Source organism: Vibrio sp. 970 (assembly GCF_033339075.1).
Map to the genome: position 1 here is coordinate 49,380 of NZ_JAWOTW010000021.1, position 18,297 is coordinate 67,676.

General features: G+C 43.1%; 17 protein-coding genes. 9 read left to right on the top strand and 8 right to left on the bottom strand.

Going from position 1 to position 18,297, the window contains the following annotated elements:
* Positions 1–449 precede the first annotated feature (449 nt).
* Complete coding sequence (locus tag R7Q11_RS22080; protein WP_005375542.1) at positions 450–1,307, top strand: DMT family transporter; 858 nt, start codon at positions 450–452, stop codon at positions 1,305–1,307.
* A 43-nt stretch (positions 1,308–1,350) separates the two neighbouring features.
* Positions 1,351–1,965 carry a glutaredoxin domain-containing protein gene (locus R7Q11_RS22085; protein ID WP_017635855.1) on the top strand — a complete coding sequence of 205 codons (615 nt, stop codon included), beginning with the start codon at positions 1,351–1,353 and terminating at the stop codon, positions 1,963–1,965.
* A 127-nt stretch (positions 1,966–2,092) separates the two neighbouring features.
* Here the strand turns inward: R7Q11_RS22085 and R7Q11_RS22090 are convergent, their stop codons facing one another.
* The 3 genes from R7Q11_RS22090 to R7Q11_RS22100 all read right to left on the bottom strand — a co-directional run bounded on the left by R7Q11_RS22090 (position 2,093) and on the right by R7Q11_RS22100 (position 4,078).
* Entirely contained in the window at positions 2,093–2,227 is a 135-nt protein-coding gene (locus R7Q11_RS22090; protein WP_017635854.1) for a hypothetical protein, read from the bottom strand.
* 133 nt (positions 2,228–2,360) lie between these two features.
* Positions 2,361–2,708, bottom strand: coding sequence for a hypothetical protein (locus R7Q11_RS22095; RefSeq protein WP_005375501.1), 348 nt, complete (start codon positions 2,706–2,708; stop codon positions 2,361–2,363).
* Between the two features lie 176 nt (positions 2,709–2,884).
* Positions 2,885–4,078: a multidrug effflux MFS transporter gene (locus R7Q11_RS22100; RefSeq protein ID WP_017821607.1), complete on the bottom strand. Its 1,194-nt coding sequence runs from the start codon at positions 4,076–4,078 to the stop codon at positions 2,885–2,887.
* A gap of 105 nt (positions 4,079–4,183) precedes the next feature.
* On the opposite strand from R7Q11_RS22100, the gene R7Q11_RS22105 reads away from it, so the two are divergent.
* Positions 4,184–5,071, top strand: coding sequence for a LysR family transcriptional regulator (locus R7Q11_RS22105; RefSeq protein WP_017635852.1), 888 nt, complete (start codon positions 4,184–4,186; stop codon positions 5,069–5,071).
* A 183-nt stretch (positions 5,072–5,254) separates the two neighbouring features.
* Entirely contained in the window at positions 5,255–7,075 is a 1,821-nt protein-coding gene (locus R7Q11_RS22110; protein ID WP_005375494.1) for a putative bifunctional diguanylate cyclase/phosphodiesterase, read from the top strand.
* A gap of 106 nt (positions 7,076–7,181) precedes the next feature.
* Here the strand turns inward: R7Q11_RS22110 and R7Q11_RS22115 are convergent, their stop codons facing one another.
* A complete protein-coding gene (locus R7Q11_RS22115; RefSeq protein ID WP_025768471.1) occupies positions 7,182–8,465 on the bottom strand; it encodes a peptidoglycan DD-metalloendopeptidase family protein in 1,284 nt (427 codons plus the stop codon).
* Positions 8,466–8,589: 124 nt separating this feature from the next.
* On the bottom strand, positions 8,590–9,219 hold the full coding sequence (locus R7Q11_RS22120; RefSeq protein WP_225466725.1) for a hypothetical protein: 630 nt from the start codon (positions 9,217–9,219) through the stop codon (positions 8,590–8,592).
* A gap of 200 nt (positions 9,220–9,419) precedes the next feature.
* Between R7Q11_RS22120 and R7Q11_RS22125 the strand changes: the two genes are divergently transcribed.
* The 4 genes from R7Q11_RS22125 to R7Q11_RS22140 all read left to right on the top strand — a co-directional run bounded on the left by R7Q11_RS22125 (position 9,420) and on the right by R7Q11_RS22140 (position 14,774).
* The gene (locus R7Q11_RS22125) at positions 9,420–9,821 is read left to right on the top strand and encodes a GFA family protein (protein ID WP_017821610.1); all 402 of its coding nucleotides are present in this window, start codon (positions 9,420–9,422) and stop codon (positions 9,819–9,821) included.
* A gap of 153 nt (positions 9,822–9,974) precedes the next feature.
* Positions 9,975–10,646 (top strand): YoaK family protein, encoded by a 672-nt coding sequence (locus R7Q11_RS22130; RefSeq protein ID WP_005375484.1) that lies wholly within the window; start codon positions 9,975–9,977, stop codon positions 10,644–10,646.
* Positions 10,647–11,101: 455 nt separating this feature from the next.
* Positions 11,102–12,466 (top strand): YjiH family protein, encoded by a 1,365-nt coding sequence (locus tag R7Q11_RS22135; RefSeq protein WP_017635848.1) that lies wholly within the window; start codon positions 11,102–11,104, stop codon positions 12,464–12,466.
* Between the two features lie 436 nt (positions 12,467–12,902).
* Positions 12,903–14,774 carry a methyl-accepting chemotaxis protein gene (locus tag R7Q11_RS22140; RefSeq protein ID WP_225466726.1) on the top strand — a complete coding sequence of 624 codons (1,872 nt, stop codon included), beginning with the start codon at positions 12,903–12,905 and terminating at the stop codon, positions 14,772–14,774.
* Between the two features lie 144 nt (positions 14,775–14,918).
* Here the strand turns inward: R7Q11_RS22140 and R7Q11_RS22145 are convergent, their stop codons facing one another.
* From R7Q11_RS22145 to R7Q11_RS22155, 3 genes are all read right to left on the bottom strand, one after another.
* A complete protein-coding gene (locus R7Q11_RS22145; protein ID WP_080276968.1) occupies positions 14,919–15,260 on the bottom strand; it encodes a hypothetical protein in 342 nt (113 codons plus the stop codon).
* 232 nt (positions 15,261–15,492) lie between these two features.
* Positions 15,493–16,650, bottom strand: coding sequence for an amino acid permease (locus tag R7Q11_RS22150; protein ID WP_025768474.1), 1,158 nt, complete (start codon positions 16,648–16,650; stop codon positions 15,493–15,495).
* Between the two features lie 723 nt (positions 16,651–17,373).
* Entirely contained in the window at positions 17,374–17,685 is a 312-nt protein-coding gene (locus R7Q11_RS22155; protein WP_005375472.1) for a hypothetical protein, read from the bottom strand.
* A 141-nt stretch (positions 17,686–17,826) separates the two neighbouring features.
* On the opposite strand from R7Q11_RS22155, the gene R7Q11_RS22160 reads away from it, so the two are divergent.
* Complete coding sequence (locus tag R7Q11_RS22160; RefSeq protein ID WP_005375470.1) at positions 17,827–18,159, top strand: helix-turn-helix transcriptional regulator; 333 nt, start codon at positions 17,827–17,829, stop codon at positions 18,157–18,159.
* Positions 18,160–18,297 lie beyond the last annotated feature (138 nt).

The following is an 18,297-nucleotide window of genomic DNA, read 5'->3' on the forward strand; positions in this document are numbered from 1 at the left end:
AGAGCGAGTCCACTTGGCCAGCACCTTTGCTGGCCATTTTTTATTTAACCCAACACAACTCGATAAGTTTTCACACTATCCAAGCATCGCTCAGCAATGAAAAACGAGCGTAACGACGCCTACTTCTGCCCTCTTTTAATGCGATTGATCACTAAGTTAGTGCATTTCATCTAATCGACAACATAGAAAAACCAAAAAACCATTTAAAATCAAATGTATAAAAGTTGGCACGTGTTCTGCAATATTATTTATGCAAATGCATGGCAGCGTTTGTGCTTCTCGTTCTTTGTACCTGTTATAACAGGCACGTCCTTTGAATTGGTAATGTCGCCTCCCTCTGGGAGGCATTTTTTTATTGGCGCGAAAAACAATAGGACGTATGATCCCGCCACCTCTATCAAACTGGAATTTTTCAATTGAATCATCATCCTGTTCAAGGTGCGTCCTGGATGCTAACAGCTGGCTTGGCATTCGCCATAGTGAACAGCTTCGCCCAAATTGCTAGCATCAACTTTGGTGTCTCCTCTACCACATTTGCGTTATTCCAATATGCAATCGCCTTATTTGTTATTCTGCCCTACCTACGTACACTTGGGATTAGACGTTCTTTAAGAACCCAACACTTTGGCTGGCATGCATTCCGCATTTTTCTCTCTGTTATCGGGATTCAACTTTGGTTATGGGCTCTCGCTTACCCAGTTCCAATTTGGCAAGGTATTGCACTTCTCATGACCTCCCCGTTATTTGCCACAGTTGGTTCTGGCTTGTTACTCAAAGAGAAAGTAGGTACTGCACGCTGGCTCGCTACATTGACGGGGTTTGTTGGTGCCATGATCATTCTTGAGCCTTGGGCAGACTCATTTACATGGGCGACCCTGCTCCCTGTTGGCGCCGCATTTTTCTGGGCAGCGTATTCATTAATGGTTAAAAAAATGTCGGTAAACGATCCGCCTTCAACCATGGTTGTCTATTTATTACTGCTGATAACGCCATTTAATATCTTGTTAGCGATACCGACGTTTACTATGCCAGATACGTGGACGATATGGGGTGTGCTTTTAGCCGCAGGTGCACTTACAGCACTCGCTCAATGGGCTATCGTTAAAGCATATGCAGTAGCAGACGCCTCATTTGTGCAACCATTTGATCACGCCAAACTGCCTTTGAATGTTGTTGCTGGTTGGTTGGTGTTTGGTTGGGTGCCTCCTGGTCGTTTATGGTTAGGTGCTGCGATTATTATTGCATCTATTGCGTTTATTACGCATTGGGAAGCGAAAAAGACAAAGTTAGTTGAAAGAAAAATCTAATTTAAAAGTTCTATATTTTCAGGAAAGGAAATGAGGAACCCATATGAGTCAACCAATCAAAATTACACTGTATCGCTGGGCTGGTAGTTGGGGCCCATTCAAAGTCAATATTCCTTGTGGTGAATGTACATTAACCAAAGATATTTTAAAGGATACTTTTGAAAACGAACTAGCCGATGTGCCCGTTGAACTTGAAGTAAAAGATTGGTTATCGCACTGGTGGGAACCATTAAAAGCGGGGGCTTGGCATGCACCCATTCTTCTTGTCGAAGGGAAAGTTATCAGCCAAGGAGAAGCATTGAATCGGGGTGTGCTTGTACAGTCTGTTATTGCTGAGTGGGTAAAACGCGATGAGCTAAAAGGCAACATTGTTTATGGTAAAGCAACTTGCCCTTACTGTGTCAAAGCCAAACAATTACTTGACGAGGCTGGTGTTCAGTATGAGTACCGTGATGTAGTTAAAGACAGCGCCGCCTTATACCGCATGATTCCTGAAGTAAAAGCCATCATTGGCGAAAAAACACCGGTAACAGTGCCGCAAATCTGGTTAGATGGAAAATATATTGGAGGCGCTGACAATTTAGAAAAGTGGTTATCAGCAAAGGGGCTAGATAAAGTGCCTAATAATGTTGTGGAGATACCAAGCCAATCCGCGTAATTCTAGATTTAAATGTCATCAATCTTTGAGTAGCGTTTTGCCAATGTTGTGCAATATGTTGGCTACTTACTAACAACAAAACAGAGAAAAGCAAAAAGCCCTGATTTTTCAATCAGGGCTTTTTAAATTATTTCGCCAGTTTTTTAATAACACGAGCAAAAACAGAAGCTTTTTTCTTCTTCGCTTTACCGTAAAGCGCTTTGTGCATCGCGTCTTTTGCAATCATCTGGCCAATATAAGCACCACCAAGTTCGTTACCCATGACCTTCTCCTGAATGTATTGACTTAACTATGTTGTAATTTTACACCACAATTAGATAAAAACAAGACTCCAGTCACATTTATTTTGTAATTAACTTTCAGTTTGATTTTCGTGGATTTCTTGAAATGAGCGTCTATCGCTTAGGTTGTTGGTATGTTTTACCCGCTGCGACGTACGTATCTTTCTGTTTGATTTCAAAGAATGTTTCAAAGAACCACGCAGCAAACTTGATCAAGTGATCGCCTTCATTCATGACGTGCTCTACGTATTCTTGCTCTTCTCCGGACTCATCTTCTTGAGTGGTAATATGGTAAATACGTTTCTCACCATCAACTTCTGCAAGGCCAAACTGACCCGTTAGGGATTGCGCCGCTTGTGCAACTTCTTCTTCCTCACACGCCTTCAAGATTTCAAGTGCCTTTGGCATGCTTTCTTGCTGAGTAATTTCTTTTACCAGTGTTTCAAATTCGTTTTGTTGCATTCTTTCACCTAACGATTAGAGATCGGATAGCCATTGGGCAGAAATGTATTCCAAGCTTGAGAGAAGTATCAAGGTTCGCCCTCTTCCTTTCAAACCAAGTCATTCAGTATACACAACAAGCCAGACTTAATTTAGCTGCGCATTTTAGAAAGCCGACCTTCTGGTTGCAAGTATATTCAGATGGAAGTTTCTGCTTGAACCGTCCCTTCTGGCACTTTACGAAATTGGCTTAGTACAAGAACAAAGCAAGAAAGTAACGCAATAAACAAATAAAACACCCCAAGCTGCTGCTGATTCGTAACCCATGAGTCTACTAAGTACCCACCAAACAAACCTGCTAAACACATTTGAATAGAGCCAGATAACGCAGAAACCGCGCCTGCCTGTTGCTTATGTGGCGAGAGTAGCAAACTAATCGATACTGGGAATGACATGCCTTGGGCAAAACTTAAACACGTGAATGCCGTCAGCAATGAAAATACACTGAAGGGGGTAACCAACAACATGAAGCCAGCAACAGCAACAATCGCGAAACTCATCAGCAAGATTTGCTGAGCTTTGTAACGAGCATTGATCAAATTCAGCACTAAGCTACCCGTCAGCAAACCAACTGACGGTATGATCATCAAAGAGCCGTAATCTGCCGCCGTTAATCCTAACTCTTGTTGCATTAAAAATGGATACAAGGAGAGCGTAACCAGAGCCGATAAATAACTAAGCCAGTTGTAGCTCGCACTACCAATCACTTGTGTATTCGTTAACAGACGCAAATAGTTCGCGCTTACTTCGCCTACTTTAAATTTTCTCTTCGGATAAGGCAGCGTTTCTGGCAGCACCAATAAACCAAGTGTAAAAATTGCCATTAAGTAAATCAGTACAAACACGAAGACAGCATGCCAACTCAGGTGAAAAGCAATCCAGCCACCAAACAGCGGAGCAATAATTGGCATCACTGAAGCAGTGACTGAAATATAAGATAGCGCTTTGGTTAATTGCATACCGTCATAACTATCACGCAGTACTGACCGACCAAGTACCGAAGCGCTGCCCGCTCCTAGGCCTTGCAGTAACCGTCCCGCTTCAAGGGCAACAATGTTGTCCGAAAACGCGATGCAAATAACCGTACCAACTAGATATACACTTTGCCCCAGAATAAACACTGGCCGACGACCAATCGCATCAGACAATGGGCCGTAAAAAAGCTGAGAGATACCGAAGCCAACGAGAAATAGCGTGACGAGATTCTGAATCGAATGTTGCGGCAAATTCAAGTCATGACCAATCAATGGCAAAGAAGGAAGATAAATACTAACGCCAACTTGGCCTGTGGCAATGATCATCATCGCTAATAACAATGGTGTTTTACGCAAACGTTCCTCCTACTTTGTGACAGATTGATGGCAAACAGTGTATATTTGATACTCAAAGATGATAATCAGCTAAGTTGGAAAGGAATTAATTCCCAAGGAGATACAATGGACTGGATTCAAAGCGTGAAGAGTTATATTCGTGTGGTCGAAGAAGGTAGCTTTAATGCAGCGGCGCGGAAACTCAATACCACCAGCTCAGCTATCAGTAAGCGAGTTCAATGGCTAGAAGATAAAATTGGCGTTCAACTACTCAAACGTACGACCCGCTCAATTAGCCAAACTGAAGCTGGTGCGCTGTTTTATCAACGAGCAAAAAGTCAGCTTGATTCATGGCAATCGGTATTAGATGAAACTCGCTCAGTCAACCAATCACCAGCGGGGCTATTAAAAATTGGCGCGACACTGGCCGTTGGTTCCAAGTTTCTAGTTCATTATCTCGATGATTTTCTTGAGAAATATCCAGACATCACACTTCAATTAACAACAACGCTACCAGGCCAATTGCCAGAGCTAAGCTTAGACCTGTTTATTAGCCGGGAATTAGAGCAACTGAACTCTCTGAGTTTCAAAGCCACTGCGCTTTTCGAACATAAAGCCCAGTTTTACGCTGCGCCTAGTTACCTAAAAAAATATGGAACACCGCAATGCGTTGAGGATCTGACAGAGCATAATGTCCTGATTTGGGGAGAAAAACCCTCACGAGAAATCAAAACAAATCGAGGTAAGCGTATCAGCTTGTCCGGTAACTTTGCCACGACCAACCCAGAAGCGCTGTTTCATGGTGCCAAAAGAGGCATGGGTATTTTGATGACGAACAACGTCATGATCAAAGATGATCTCAAATCCGGCGCGTTAGTCCCTATCCTGCCCGATATCACAGCGGATAAAGCCACTGTATATGCCTACTATCCAAAGCTGGATTATCAGCATACCCGGACTAAGCTATTCCTCGATTATCTCAAATCACGATTAGAAGAGGAGAAGCGCGCCTAGCTTAGCGTTTTTATCGCTATACCTTTAAAAGGTTCAAGCATAAAAACATGAAAATAATGATTTGTTCGTTCACAAAATTTGAAAAATCTGCCTTAGTAACCGATAGTTTATTTGATGCATATCAAATAATAATTCGTCGTGTCTTACACGATATGTTAATAACAACGCTAGGTGAAATGCTCGATGGGTCAGGTACAAATCAGTTTCCACAAAATTGATGAGATATTGAAGCTAAACGGCACGGCTCAGCTAAACCGAGTCACGTTAGATATTCATCAACACTTGCAGAGCCATTGCACTTGCGTTGTAGAAGTTGCGCATCTTCAGCATTCGGCTCATACCATTTCCTTCGCCAGCAATGGAAAAATTACAGACAACCTAAGCTACCACCTTTCAGGCACCCCCTGTGAAAAAGTGGCGAAAGACATTGGCGAACATATTTTCTATCAAGACCAGGTATACAAGCGTTTTCCTGAAGATCAGATGTTTCAAGAAGATGGCATTCAAGCTTACATTGGCCTGCCATTGAAGACACAAAATGGCGAAGTTCTGGGAATTTTACTGTCTACCTTTACCCGAAGCATCCACGCGAAAGAAGCGCAAGATATCCTCGACTTCCACCGATTTTATGCCAATGTCATTATTCATAGCTTACGTGAAAAGTGGGTCAGTGAACGTTCAGATAAGCTTCTTAATCAGCTTAGCTATGAGGTATCGCATGATAACCTAACTGGACTGCTCAACCGTAGCTGTTTAGCTGATACCTTGGAGACATTAACGCAGCAAGCGACTCGTCCATTCAGTTTGGCGTATCTTGATATCGATAATTTCAAATCGATCAATGATATCAACGGAAACTATATCGGCGACCAAATCATTAAGTTCACAGCTAACGCCATTCAACAGAGCTTGTCGTCGCCAAACAATGCGTTCCGTGTTGCAGGAGATGAATTCGCCTTCATCACGTACGACGAAGATCCTGTCGCCGTGTGTCAGGAAGTACTCGACAAAATTGAAAGCGGCTACAGCGACAAATCTAACCGGATTTCTTTCACCGTTAGTATTGGTATTGCACGTGCCCCAGTACATATGTTGAACAGCGATGAGCTGATTTTGAATGCCAGTCTCGCTCTCAAAGATTGTAAAAAACACCGCGATACACGGATTCAGCATTACGACACACACCTTAGTGCGTTATACCACCGTAGGACGCAGCTTATTGAGGCAATGCGAATCCAGCTAAGTACTGATATACAAGACAGCGATGAGTTGTATGTAGTGGTTCAACCGATCGTCGATATCACGAGCGACCGCTGGAATTACTTTGAAATTTTGACTCGTTGGAATAGCAATATCTATGGAAATATCTCTCCAGCGGAGTTCATTGAAGCTGCCGAACAATCAGGCCTGATTATCGAGTTAGGTGAACGGATTATTGAACTCGCGTGTATCGCAAAGCAAGAACTCGAAGCGAACCTAGGCTATAAAGTCAAACTCTCCATCAATTGCTCAGCGTATGAGCTGGTTGATTCCAACCGTTATATTAATCACTTAACCAACATGGTTGAAAAGTATCAGCACGAAGCAAAAGACTTTGTTATAGAGCTCACCGAGACCGTCTTACTCTCACAAAGTGGCCGTGAACAGATGGTACTTAACTCGTTGCGATACTTGGGTTTTAAAGTCGCACTGGATGATTTTGGTACGGGATACTCAAGCTTGAACTATATACACAATTATCCGATTGATAGCATCAAAATCGATGCTACCTTTGTGCAGAACATGCTCTCAAATACAACCTCTGAACAAGTAGTGTTTTTGATAGCGCAATTGGCAGAGCTGCTCGATGTGGATTTGATTGCCGAAGGAGTAGAAGACGATAGAGCACTACAAAAGTTAATTGAAATGGGCTGCCACTACATCCAAGGTTATTTTTACTCTCGTCCACACAGTGTTGAAGAAATCGTACACCTGATAAATGAACGTGAAGTGCGGAGTGCCTAACGTACTGAACAGACTGCTGTCATAGAATTCAAATCTAGTTAATGCACAAAGTAAAAGAGACCAAGCTATGCTTAGTCTCTTTTTGTTTTTTGAGCGAAGTACTTTATTACAGCACTGCTTTCTCTTTATCGCGTAATAGTCTATCCATTTCATCTCTGTTCGCGACAAAAGTAGCCATCTCTTTCTTAGGAACAGAACTCGCCATTGGGATATTTGCTCGCATAGCGTTAACTGGACGGCCGTATTCAATCAACTCATAGTGAAGGTGTGGCCCAGTCACTCGACCTGTTTTACCAGAAAGACCGATACGCTGGCCTCGAGAAACCTTTTGCCCTTTCTTCACCAAAATCTTACTTAGGTGTAAGTAACGGGTTTTGTATTTGCTGCCGTGCTCAACAACCACGTAGTTACCCGCATAAGGGTGTTTACGAGTCATGATCACTGTACCATCACCAGTAGAAACGACTGGTGTACCGGTTGGTACAGCAAAGTCAGTGCCGTTGTGCGGCGCAACACGCCCCGTTACTGGATGTAAACGATTAGGGTTGAAGCCAGAACTGATACGCCAACGGCTACTTACAGGGTAACGCTGGAATGCGCGCTGTAAGCTTTCACCTTTGGCATTGTAGAATTGACCATCAGTATGAAGGTAAGCGGTGATCTCGCGGCCGCGATTATAAATCTTAATCGCCTCAATTTCGTTCTTACCTGTTGGTACACCATTGATGCTTTGTGAGCGGCGAACAACTTCAAATCGATCACCTGCACGAAGATCACGTCCAAAGTTAAGTTGTTCTTTGAGTAAGCTTACGACTTGACTCACTTCCGCCGACGTTAAACCTAAACGACTCGCAGAAGAAGAAAAACTGCCTTGAATAACGCCAACTAAAGGTTCTTGGCTCCACACGCCAGGAATGGAAATATCAGTAAAGTCATAGCTACCATCACTATTCAGCTTGTAGACCACTTTATCTGCAATAGAAAATTGCAGTTCCATTTTCGCTAACTCGCCTGTCGCATCATCACGCCAGAAACGGAGCGTATTGCCCGGCTTAAGTGTATCAAGTGCCAAGTAGTTCAAATCCGTTTCCATTACTTTCATTAACGAGCTGTAACCGAAACCGAGCTGACTAAAAATAGTGCTTAGGTTGTCACCTGCTTGGATTTGATATTCGAAGTTCGGGGGAGTGACAACTTCGGCAGTTGTCGCATCAAGAATTTTTTCAACGACCTGAGATTCAGGTAGGTTCAATGCGATGGTTTTGGTTAAAGATGACTCTTTGAGAGAGTGAGAAACACCAATCGCAACTAAAACTGGCAAGGAGTATAACAGCAGCGCTCTACGACTTGTCAGATTCGGCAACCGTCTTGTAATTTCATTTGTAGACACGGGAATTACTATCTCCTTTCAAACAAGGCTCATAGCTTATGCATTCCCGAATAAGAAATCACTAGGAAATTTCGAGATCTAGCGCAGAAAATACTGAATTTTTACAGAACTCAAAAAAAATTCATCACTGTTGCATATGTAAGTTATTCCCTACACGCTGTAATGTGGATGAATTGAATTGATTTGGCGTGTCTGCCATTGCTTGATCGTCACCGTGCGCTAAACATGAAAGAGTGATAGTTGTATCACTTTTCCATTCGAGCTGAGTAAATTTCACGCGGTCACCAACAAAAATACTGTCTAAAAGGACAACTCGGCTCGGCACGGGGTCAAACTTGAACAAGCCAACATAGTTAAACGAACCGCTACCTTGTGTCGTTACAATCATCGGTGCAACAACCCATGAAACACCTTCAATCTCACGCTGACTAATCGACGCAGTTGGAACAAGTACCTGACCTTTTGTCGCACCTGCATCATAGTCACCGATCAAATAGCCGTTTTCTTTATCCCACTCATCAAGAAAAGTGACCGCACCCTGCTCGGGTACTTGGATCGTCCAAGGGTTACGTGCAGTGATGCCAAGCGTCTCTTGCACAATAACGTTCGTTTCTACTTCTGTTTGAGGAAACTTAGCCATGATCTCGTCATCAGACAAACTAAAACGATAAACACCTGCGATCACAACCACAACCAATAAAACGATTGGAATAAGTAGAATAAGTGGTATCGGCAGGATTTTTTTGTGAGTCATGAAGAGTTCCTTGTTTCAAGGTATAAACGAAAAGCGAGTATACCATTGTATACCCAAATGATTTCACCTCTTCAAGTGTTTCAAAATTAAACTAAACTGATTGTATCCAAATAGTTTCAAGTCCAGAGCTCATAACGAGCTAGTGACACAAGCTCTGTGCTCTAGGTCTATTGGTGTATTGGGACAAATAGGTAATCACGATGACAAAAACCATTCATACATGCGAGTGCGCCTGCGGTTTAGTTGAGATCCGTTGTAAGGGAGAGCCCACCCACACGTCTGTCTGCCATTGCTTCGAATGCCAAAAACGAACTGGCAGTGTTTTTGGGGTACAAGCTCGCTTTGAAAAAGAGCACGTCACTTTAAACGGTGAAGTCACTAGCTATACCAGAATTGGCGATGATGGCGGTGAGGTTCAGTATGACTTTTGTCCATCCTGCGGTACGACAATGAGGTTGTTTGTTTCTGCATACCCAGAAATCATGATCATTCCCGTCGGTCTATTTACCGATAAAGAGTTCCACCAACCTACCGTTTCAGTCTATGAACAAATGAAACACGGGTGGGTGAGTTTCGAATGCACAACGGAACACATCTGCTAGCGAGCAATCCGCGTTCACGTATTTACTTTGGCTCGGACAACCGCCCTATAAGTGAGATTTTTTTGAGAATGATCAATCGAGTTTTACTGTAAAGGGTTTCGCAACTCGGTGTGAGCGTTATAATCGGCTCCTAATATTTGGTGGGGGTTTATTGTGATTTCCAGACTTCCTCGTTGGGTGGAATATGGCGCGTTTCTACTAGCTCTTCTCGCGGGCTGCGTCAACGCCGTTGGTCTTCTCGGCTTTCAACACCAAGCGATAACTCATCTTTCGGGAACCGTAACTCAGCTAGGGAACAGCTTGCTAACAGGTGTGGATAGCTCCATTCACCTGCTCTTCATCGTATTTAGCTTTTTGATTGGCGCTGCCTTTAGCGGCTTTTTTATTGAAAGCAGTGCGTTAAAACTAGGGCGAAGATATGGTGTTGCACTGTGCATAGAAGGGAGCTTGCTCTTACTCAGCTTGGGCTTTTTGGTGCAAGGGGATTTGTACGGCCAATATCTAGCATCAGCAGCATGTGGACTACAAAACGCAATGATCACCACGTTTAGCGGCGCAGTAGTCAGAACCACACATATGACCGGAATCATCACCGATCTAGGGATTATGATTGGAGAGAGCTTGAGAGGTCGTCAATTTGACCGACGTAAAGCAAAATTATTCCTATTCATTTTCTTTGGCTTTTTGTTTGGCGGCGTCGCGGGAGCGGCTCTATTTACGGTATATGGTTTATATACGCTGGTTTTCCCAGCAATATTGGCTTTTTCTACAGCTCTGATTTACTGGAGTTACCTATACATACTTAGCCGTCAACAAAAAGCATAAAATTTCGATCCGATTGAAGCGACATACTTCAATCGGATTTGGCTCAATAGGTTCACACTGCAACGGTACAAGAAACGCTGAACGGTATTTTGACACCACTAAAAACCTTAAAATAGATAAGGCTAACTGAATTTCTGGCCAAGAAGTTAGTTAGATCAAAATCACATTTATTTACCATTTTATTATTCCAGTCACAATGCGCCCCATAATTCACTGCGCAATCCGCCTCTCGTGCTACAATTTTCTAACACAAGCAACATATTCGCATACACTTATACGTTATTTGACCAATTACCCGACAAATCGGCTGAATAACTAGATGTATTTAATGAATAGTATTGCAATGGATGCAGTTTGCGGGTACCCTCCGCAAAACTGTGATTAAATACGGATGTTTAGTGAATATTTATGTCATGGAAATGGCAAGTATTGACTAGTAGTAACACGAGACAACTATGCATAACACCACTAATGCTACTGAAGCTCCTAAGGGCAACTTTTGGATGTTTTTCATCCCTTCCCTAATTGGTCTTCTACTCTTTATGGCTCCGATCTCTTACGATGGCGGCCTAACCATTCCCGTTGCAGTGATGGCAAAAGTCATCCCAGCGGTGTTAGGCGATACCTTGATTGCTATCGTCACCAGTATCATCGCTTTCATGGCCGTTGCTTCTGTTCTTTGCAAAATTTTTAAGCCAGCTGCAATTTTACGTAATGGTTTTTTAAACGGTCTCTTCAACCCATCTCCACTTTGGCTCGTTGTTCGTTTAATCGGCGGCGCTGCCGTGTTAATGACGTTCTTCCAAGTGGGTCCAAAAGCAATTTGGGAAGAGAACACTGGCGGGCTTGTTCTTACTGGTCTTCTACCTACTCTGTTTGCCGTTTTCATTTTCGCGGGTTTACTGCTTCCGCTTCTTTTGAACTTCGGTCTTCTGGAGCTATTTGGTGCGTTACTCAGTAAAATAATGCGTCCGGTATTCAACCTACCTGGCCGCAGTGCAATTGACTGTATGGCATCTTGGTTAGGCGACGGAAGTGTTGGTATCTTGCTAACCAGCAAGCAATACGAAAATAAGTTTTATACTCAGCGTGAAGCGGCTGTTGTCGGGACCACTTTCTCAGCAGTATCGATCACGTTTAGCTTAGTTGTTATCGCTCAGGTAAAACTAGAGCACTTATTTTTGCCTTTCTACGGCGCTATCTGTCTAGCTGGTATCGTAGCTGCGATTATCATTCCTCGCCTGCCTCCGCTTAGTCTGAAGAAAGATCGCTACATTGACGGCAGCAACCCAGATAAAGACGCAGATGCAGTGCCAGAAGGCCACACCACATTCTCTTGGGGTATGGATCTAGCTCTTAAGCGTGCTGGTCAAGTCACATCGGTTCAGTCTGTATTTAAAGAAGGCGTACACAACGCAGTCGACATGGTATTTGGCGTACTACCTGTAGTGATGGGTCTTGGTACCGTCGCATTGGTGATTGCAGAATACACGCCTGTATTTGCAATTCTGGGTCAACCGTTTATCCCATACCTAGAGCTACTGCAAGTCCCTGAAGCTGTTGCAGCATCACAGACAATCGTTGTTGGCTTTGCAGATATGTTTATTCCAGCAATTTTAGCGGCCTCAATCGATAACGAAATGACACGTTTTGTTATTGCAGCAATGTCAGTAACTCAGCTTATCTACATGTCGGAAGTAGGTGCCCTACTGTTAGGCAGCAAAATTCCAGTAAACATTGTAGAGCTCTTCGTAATTTTCATTTTACGTACGTTAATCACGTTACCTGTGATTGCTGGCGTTGCTCATCTTATTTTCTAAAATCGAGACGTCAATTAACAAAGGCTCCGCATCGTCGGGGCCTTTTTTATACCTAAAACTCCGTCCACATTATGCTTTTAGTAAAAAGCTCATAATTTACAAAGACAAAACTTCAACAAAACACCTGTCAGCACCAACAAAATTTTCATCACCTCACCTGTAAAGCCAGTTAATGCCACTATTTGTTAAGCAATTCTTTTCATTATGACGATTTCATTAATTGAGCTCGCAAACATGATCACACTCACAAGTTTTAACGTAAATTGTCGGTTTGTTTAAATTTAGTTAAAAAAGACGACAAATGAGTTCATGTTTTTGACAAAGATGTCGATAAAAATATAACCAAACACAATAGGTTTCTCTTTATGCCCAATTCGCTCGGTTTAAAAGAGGCGAAAGCAAAGTGGAACCAACCGGGAGAATCAGAGGAAAGCTCATGAAATTCAGACATAAGGTTGTCACAGCCTCTTCATTTTTGCTGCTAATTACCGTGTCGTTATTGTCGACACAACAAGTTATGACCATCCGCTCCCAAACTCAGGAGCAAATCGACTCAAGTGTAAACGAGATATTGACCAGTGTTGGTAACACTGTGCAATCAGAAATGAATGCAAAGAAGGATCTCGCTCGCTCCATTACTGAAGTGATTGAGCTTGATCCCAGTTCACATAGCTATGTTCAAAACATACTTGAAAGACCCACGCCAAAAAGCAGCTTCCTTGCCATCGGTTTTGGTTATGAAAGTAATGGCTTTGTGATTGAAAATGACGACGGCTGGGATGCGGGTCCAGACTACGACCCACGTCAGCGTCCTTGGTTTATTGCAGCTAAGAGCAAAGGCGATTTGGTCGTAACCGATCCGTACGTCGATGCGTCTTCGAAAAACGTTATCATCTCTGTTGGTACGCCAGTAAAAGAAAATGGCCAGTTTTTAGCCGGTATGTTTTATGACCTCGAATTAACTACCCTTTCTGATCTGGTCAACCAAGTGAATCTGTTTGATGCTGGTTACTTATTTCTGATCACCGCTGATGGCACAACCATTGCTCACCCTCAAAGTAAATACAACGGTGAAAAAGTCGGTAGCTACCTCCCGCAAATCGAACTTACGCAATCAGCACAACATGTTGAGATTGATGGCAACCGCTACATGGTTAACCTGACTCACATTCCTGGCGAGAACTGGTACGTAGGTTCGGTGATCGATGAAGCTGTTGCCTATTCTGCCGTAGGAGAGCTTCGTAACAACGCTATTATTTATTCAATCATTGCCGTGATTGCATCTATTATCGCCCTAACTCTGTTGATTCGCACTCTCATGCGTCCTTTGGACACGCTAAACAATGCGATTAAAGATGTAGCATCAGGGAAAGGCGACCTTACACAACGCCTCGAAACAGATACTGACCAAGAGTTTTCTGAGCTTGCCACAAACTTCAATACGTTCATGGAGAACTTACAACAGCAAATCATTGAGTCGAAACGTATTTCTGATCAAATTTTAATTGGAACTCAAATCACCGCTGAGGGCGCAAAAGACTCGGCAGGCGCAATTCACACTCAGCTGCAAGAGCTAGAACAACTTGCTACCGCGATGCATGAGATGTCTGTCACCGCGACAGAGGTTGCTAATAATGCGCAAGGTGCGGCAAGTGCAGCCAAAGAAGCCGACCAAGCAACGGTTGAGGGGTCTTCTATCGTTGGTGAATCGACACAAACGATAAACATGCTTTCCGATAGCATTGACCTTGCAGTCGAAGAAGTACAAGTGTTGGAATCTGCTACTGCCAATATCGAAACGATTCTAAAAGTCATCAACGATATTGCGGACCAAACGAACTTACTCGCGTTGAATGCCGCAATCGAGGCTGCACGTGCGGGAGAATCTGGCCGAGGCTTCGCCGTTGTTGCAGATGAAGTACGTACACTGGCACAACGTACTCAAGAGTCGACAACAGAGATTCGTACTATGATTGAGCAACTACAATCTGGCGCTTCATCTGTGGCAAATGCCATGCATCAAAGCAAAGGTAGTGCTATAGAGGCCGTTGAAAAAGCGGGTTTAGCAAATAGTGCGTTACAACGCATTCGTGACGCGATTCAGCGTATTTCCGATATGAACTTGCAAATTGCCTCAGCAGCGGAAGAGCAAAGCCTTGTCGCTGAAGAGATCAACAACAATACGGTGAATATTAAAGACCTATCGACTCAAGTCGCCGAATCGGCAAATCGAACCAACGACGCGATGCAGGCGCAACAAGAAGATGTACATAAACAAGATCAAATCTTAAATAGATTTACTGTCTAACACTCATCTAAGCAAAAACAGCGAGCACCGGCTCGCTGTTTTTGTTTTTACCCCTCAACCCTAGTATTGGTCGATGTTACATGTGCCATGTTGTTGCTATTAAGCTCAACATTACAAGAACGCCGACTATGTGCCCTTTCAAGTTTAATTGAACTCGACATGGATATAGCGATCATTAGAACGGCGATAATAACGGTCGTCCACTTTTAGATAAGTGAAATCTCCAATCTTTATGTAGGTACTATTCCGAGGAATTCGGTCATGGTAATAGTAACTGCGCCTTGGTCGTCGGGTCTCCACATAAATAACGTCACGATGTTTGTGTTTATGCTTGTGCTTGCGCTTGTGTTTATGATGGTGGTGATGCGCATGATGGTGATCGTACCGATGTCCATGCTTATGCTTCGGGTCAGCCACCGCTTCTGTACTCAACACACCTAAAGACAACATAACGCCAACCATGGCAAAAGATAATTGCTTTGACACAACAGAGCCTCTTATTCATATCAACATCGATATAATAGAAGGGTGAATCACTGTACATGTCAGCCTTTCGCTAAGGAGTTTTACTAAAAAGTCAGCGCTAACCGTGATTATCAGAGAAACGTCAAACATCAAAAATGCTGATGACTTTGAGTGGCCTGGGTTCGGCTATGAATACAAAAAAGCCGCCCGTTTGACTACGAGCGGCTCAGTTTTTAAATAAGCTAGCGTGATTTTATACTGCTTGGGCAAACAGCAAGAAACAGCCGAATAGGAAGATCATGCTCATTCCCATTGCGCCGCCACCAGCTTCATAAATATTGTCATCTTCTACTGGCACTCGGCGCACTTTCATGGTCATTGATAATGGGACAAAGACCGCGAGAAACACGAGAATAATCCCCGCGTAGCTGAGAATAGCTAGGAAGTGTTCTGGCGCAAATACAGCACCTAATAGTGGTAGCACAAAAGTAGTAACAAAAATCACTGGCTTACTTGCTTTCAGTAGGTCTGCATTTTGATCGTATAGCGCCATTGCAACACCTAAGAACGACGTTAGTAGTGCCAAACCAGTAAACATGGATAGGATGAACTCTAAGCCCTCGTATTGCTGACCTAGTACCGATATCAACTCTGTTACGTTGGAGTATTGAACAAGCTCATGAGGTGGTAGGTTGCCGACAACCGCTAACAACCATAATAGGTAACAAACAAGCGGAATAGTTGAGCCCACGATAATCATATTACGCAGCTGTATTTTACTCGCTTCTTTGTTGTAAGTTACAAGCGATGGGATCACGACCATAAAACCGAAACTGGTGAAAAGCACCGAACTGGTTTTGATAAGTGCCATTTTATCGTCGCTCACAACCTCATCAAGTCCTTCAAACGAGACGCTTGGTGCAAGCGCAAAAAGTGTCAGGATCAGCGCTACGATCATGCCTAGGAACAAACCGCGATTCAGCTTATCTACTACCCCTGTACCTGCCGAAACAATGATACCAACTAAAAGAGTAAAACCGACTTGGCTTGAGATCGTAGATGTTGGAAGCCCAATTGAGGCTGTTACTTTTTGTACCAGATCACCCGCACCAATGATGTAAGCCATTAATAGACAAACTAACAGGGCGTAAAGCAAGCTGTTGGTTACCAACTGGCCTCCTTTACCAAGCGTTTCGCGAGCAATTGCATTCATGCTCACACCACCACCTACTTTGCAACTGGCTTCAAGAAGGAGCAGCGCAGCATAAGTCGTTCCAGCCCAGATGAACAACATAAGAAGAGTGCCCCAAAGGAGGCCAAATTGAGCAAGCACCATTGGTATAGCAAGCATACCAGCGCCAAGAGCAGTACCTGCAACGATCAGGGAACTGCCGACAAGTTTTAGGTTCACGGTTAATACCTCTAAATTCAATCCGTTAATTTCTCACCAGTTGTGCTTTATCTAAAGCACACAACAAAACGCTCCGACTTAGTCAAAATTTGGTTACAAGAGCACTATGTTACAAGAGCCCTGTATGGCTAAGAAAACACGCAACAAAAGGTGGTTAATCATTTGCACATGAACACTTGAGAGTCATTTTTGGCGATGTCATCGCTGATGAAATGTGCGCAACTTTGGGTTCGAAGCAAAATTGTTCATCTTAATTCATCAACCCCATTCGTTATGAATGGATTTGGTTCGAAAAGATTGTAAGGCATAAGCAGGACGATTGAAAAGCAAAAGGTCAATCTTATAGCGATATATTTTAACAACTCTTATCTTTTACCTAAGATGTGTTGTTTTTTTCGTCACTAATTAGTCTTTTATCGCTTAAAAAGAAGGCAGAACGTGCTCAATGGCTCAATTTGGCTGGGTGTACAGATTAATTTACAGTTTAAGTGAAGGTGTTAGATTCCAAGGACGTAGCCTAGATCGGACAATATCGCTATTATTCGCTGCGTACCGACACTGTTCGGTTCACATACCTCTAAACACTGATTTACGGTTCGAAAATATAGGTAAATGAGTGTCCGAATGCTGGGTGTGGTTCCCCAGCATTTGCATCCTTTCTTTTAGATGTCATCAATTGATCGAAATTGTGTAAATCTTGTATCGCCCGACTTTACGACTGTGTTAATACGCTTTATCTAGCGCGCCAATGATATAAGTTAACACTGGAATACCCATATCGGCGACCTGCTTCTCAGTCTCACTCATATTTTCATGCGCCATCCGCAGCTCTACTTCACTTATCGATTCTTTGTGAAGGTAAAGCTCTTTGTAGTTCATCAATCGCTGTTGTGACTGTTGAATCAGTGTCACAACATTCTCTTTAGTCTCACGATGTTGCTGATCAATTTCACTAAATAAATGATCTAAAATGCGTTGCATTTTGCGAATAGAAGCTTTCGTTTCTATTGATTTGTATGATTGATACTTTTCCATTGAGTTAATAACTGACTAAAATATTTACGTTTTTATAAGACAGTTATTTTTATACTGATTGCAAAGCAGGTAAATATGTGGTGGTTAAACTGGTCCACTTCTTGCTCCGTTTAGGTCAAAACTGTCCTTTCAGGAGAGCACATGCAGGTAGACCCTATAATTCAAGCACTGATCGCAAGACGAAAATCGAATGGCCTCTCCCGTGAGCAAATGGCAAACATCGCTGGAATGAGCGTAAAAACATATCAAAGGATCGAGCGCGGAGAGTCCGATCTTAAACTCTCACAATATCGTGCCATATTGCGTTCGCTTCATTTGACTGACCTAGATATTGCCTTAGATGTACGTGATGTTCAGCATGTCACAGCAAATGACTTAACAGCCGTGGCGCGATTGCTCTCACCGGAAGCTCAGTCCCTGCTCGTTCGCCTGTTATCGTTAATCCTTGAACAAAAGAACAAGAAAGGTGATTAACCACATTACTCATACTCAAACGATGAATGCCCTGTTGAGCGTTGAAACATGAACCGTTTAGGTAAATTACCACCTTCTAAAGAAGGTGGCTTTGTGTGAGCCCCCTAAAAGGGGGCCTTTGTTTAGTCCAGCGCCAAT

Bases quoted from the DNA above. Each gene is read 5' to 3' on its own strand.
- R7Q11_RS22080 (WP_005375542.1), top strand. From the start codon at position 450: ATGCTAACAGCTGGCTTGGCATTCGCCATAGTGAACAGCTTCGCCCAA.
- R7Q11_RS22085 (WP_017635855.1), top strand. From the start codon at position 1,351: ATGAGTCAACCAATCAAAATTACACTGTATCGCTGGGCTGGTAGTTGG.
- R7Q11_RS22090 (WP_017635854.1), bottom strand. From the start codon at position 2,227: ATGGGTAACGAACTTGGTGGTGCTTATATTGGCCAGATGATTGCAAAA.
- R7Q11_RS22095 (WP_005375501.1), bottom strand. From the start codon at position 2,708: ATGCAACAAAACGAATTTGAAACACTGGTAAAAGAAATTACTCAGCAA.
- R7Q11_RS22105 (WP_017635852.1), top strand. From the start codon at position 4,184: ATGGACTGGATTCAAAGCGTGAAGAGTTATATTCGTGTGGTCGAAGAA.
- R7Q11_RS22110 (WP_005375494.1), top strand. From the start codon at position 5,255: ATGGGTCAGGTACAAATCAGTTTCCACAAAATTGATGAGATATTGAAG.
- R7Q11_RS22120 (WP_225466725.1), bottom strand. From the start codon at position 9,219: ATGACTCACAAAAAAATCCTGCCGATACCACTTATTCTACTTATTCCA.
- R7Q11_RS22125 (WP_017821610.1), top strand. From the start codon at position 9,420: ATGACAAAAACCATTCATACATGCGAGTGCGCCTGCGGTTTAGTTGAG.
- R7Q11_RS22135 (WP_017635848.1), top strand. From the start codon at position 11,102: ATGCATAACACCACTAATGCTACTGAAGCTCCTAAGGGCAACTTTTGG.
- R7Q11_RS22140 (WP_225466726.1), top strand. From the start codon at position 12,903: ATGAAATTCAGACATAAGGTTGTCACAGCCTCTTCATTTTTGCTGCTA.
- R7Q11_RS22155 (WP_005375472.1), bottom strand. From the start codon at position 17,685: ATGGAAAAGTATCAATCATACAAATCAATAGAAACGAAAGCTTCTATT.
- R7Q11_RS22160 (WP_005375470.1), top strand. From the start codon at position 17,827: ATGCAGGTAGACCCTATAATTCAAGCACTGATCGCAAGACGAAAATCG.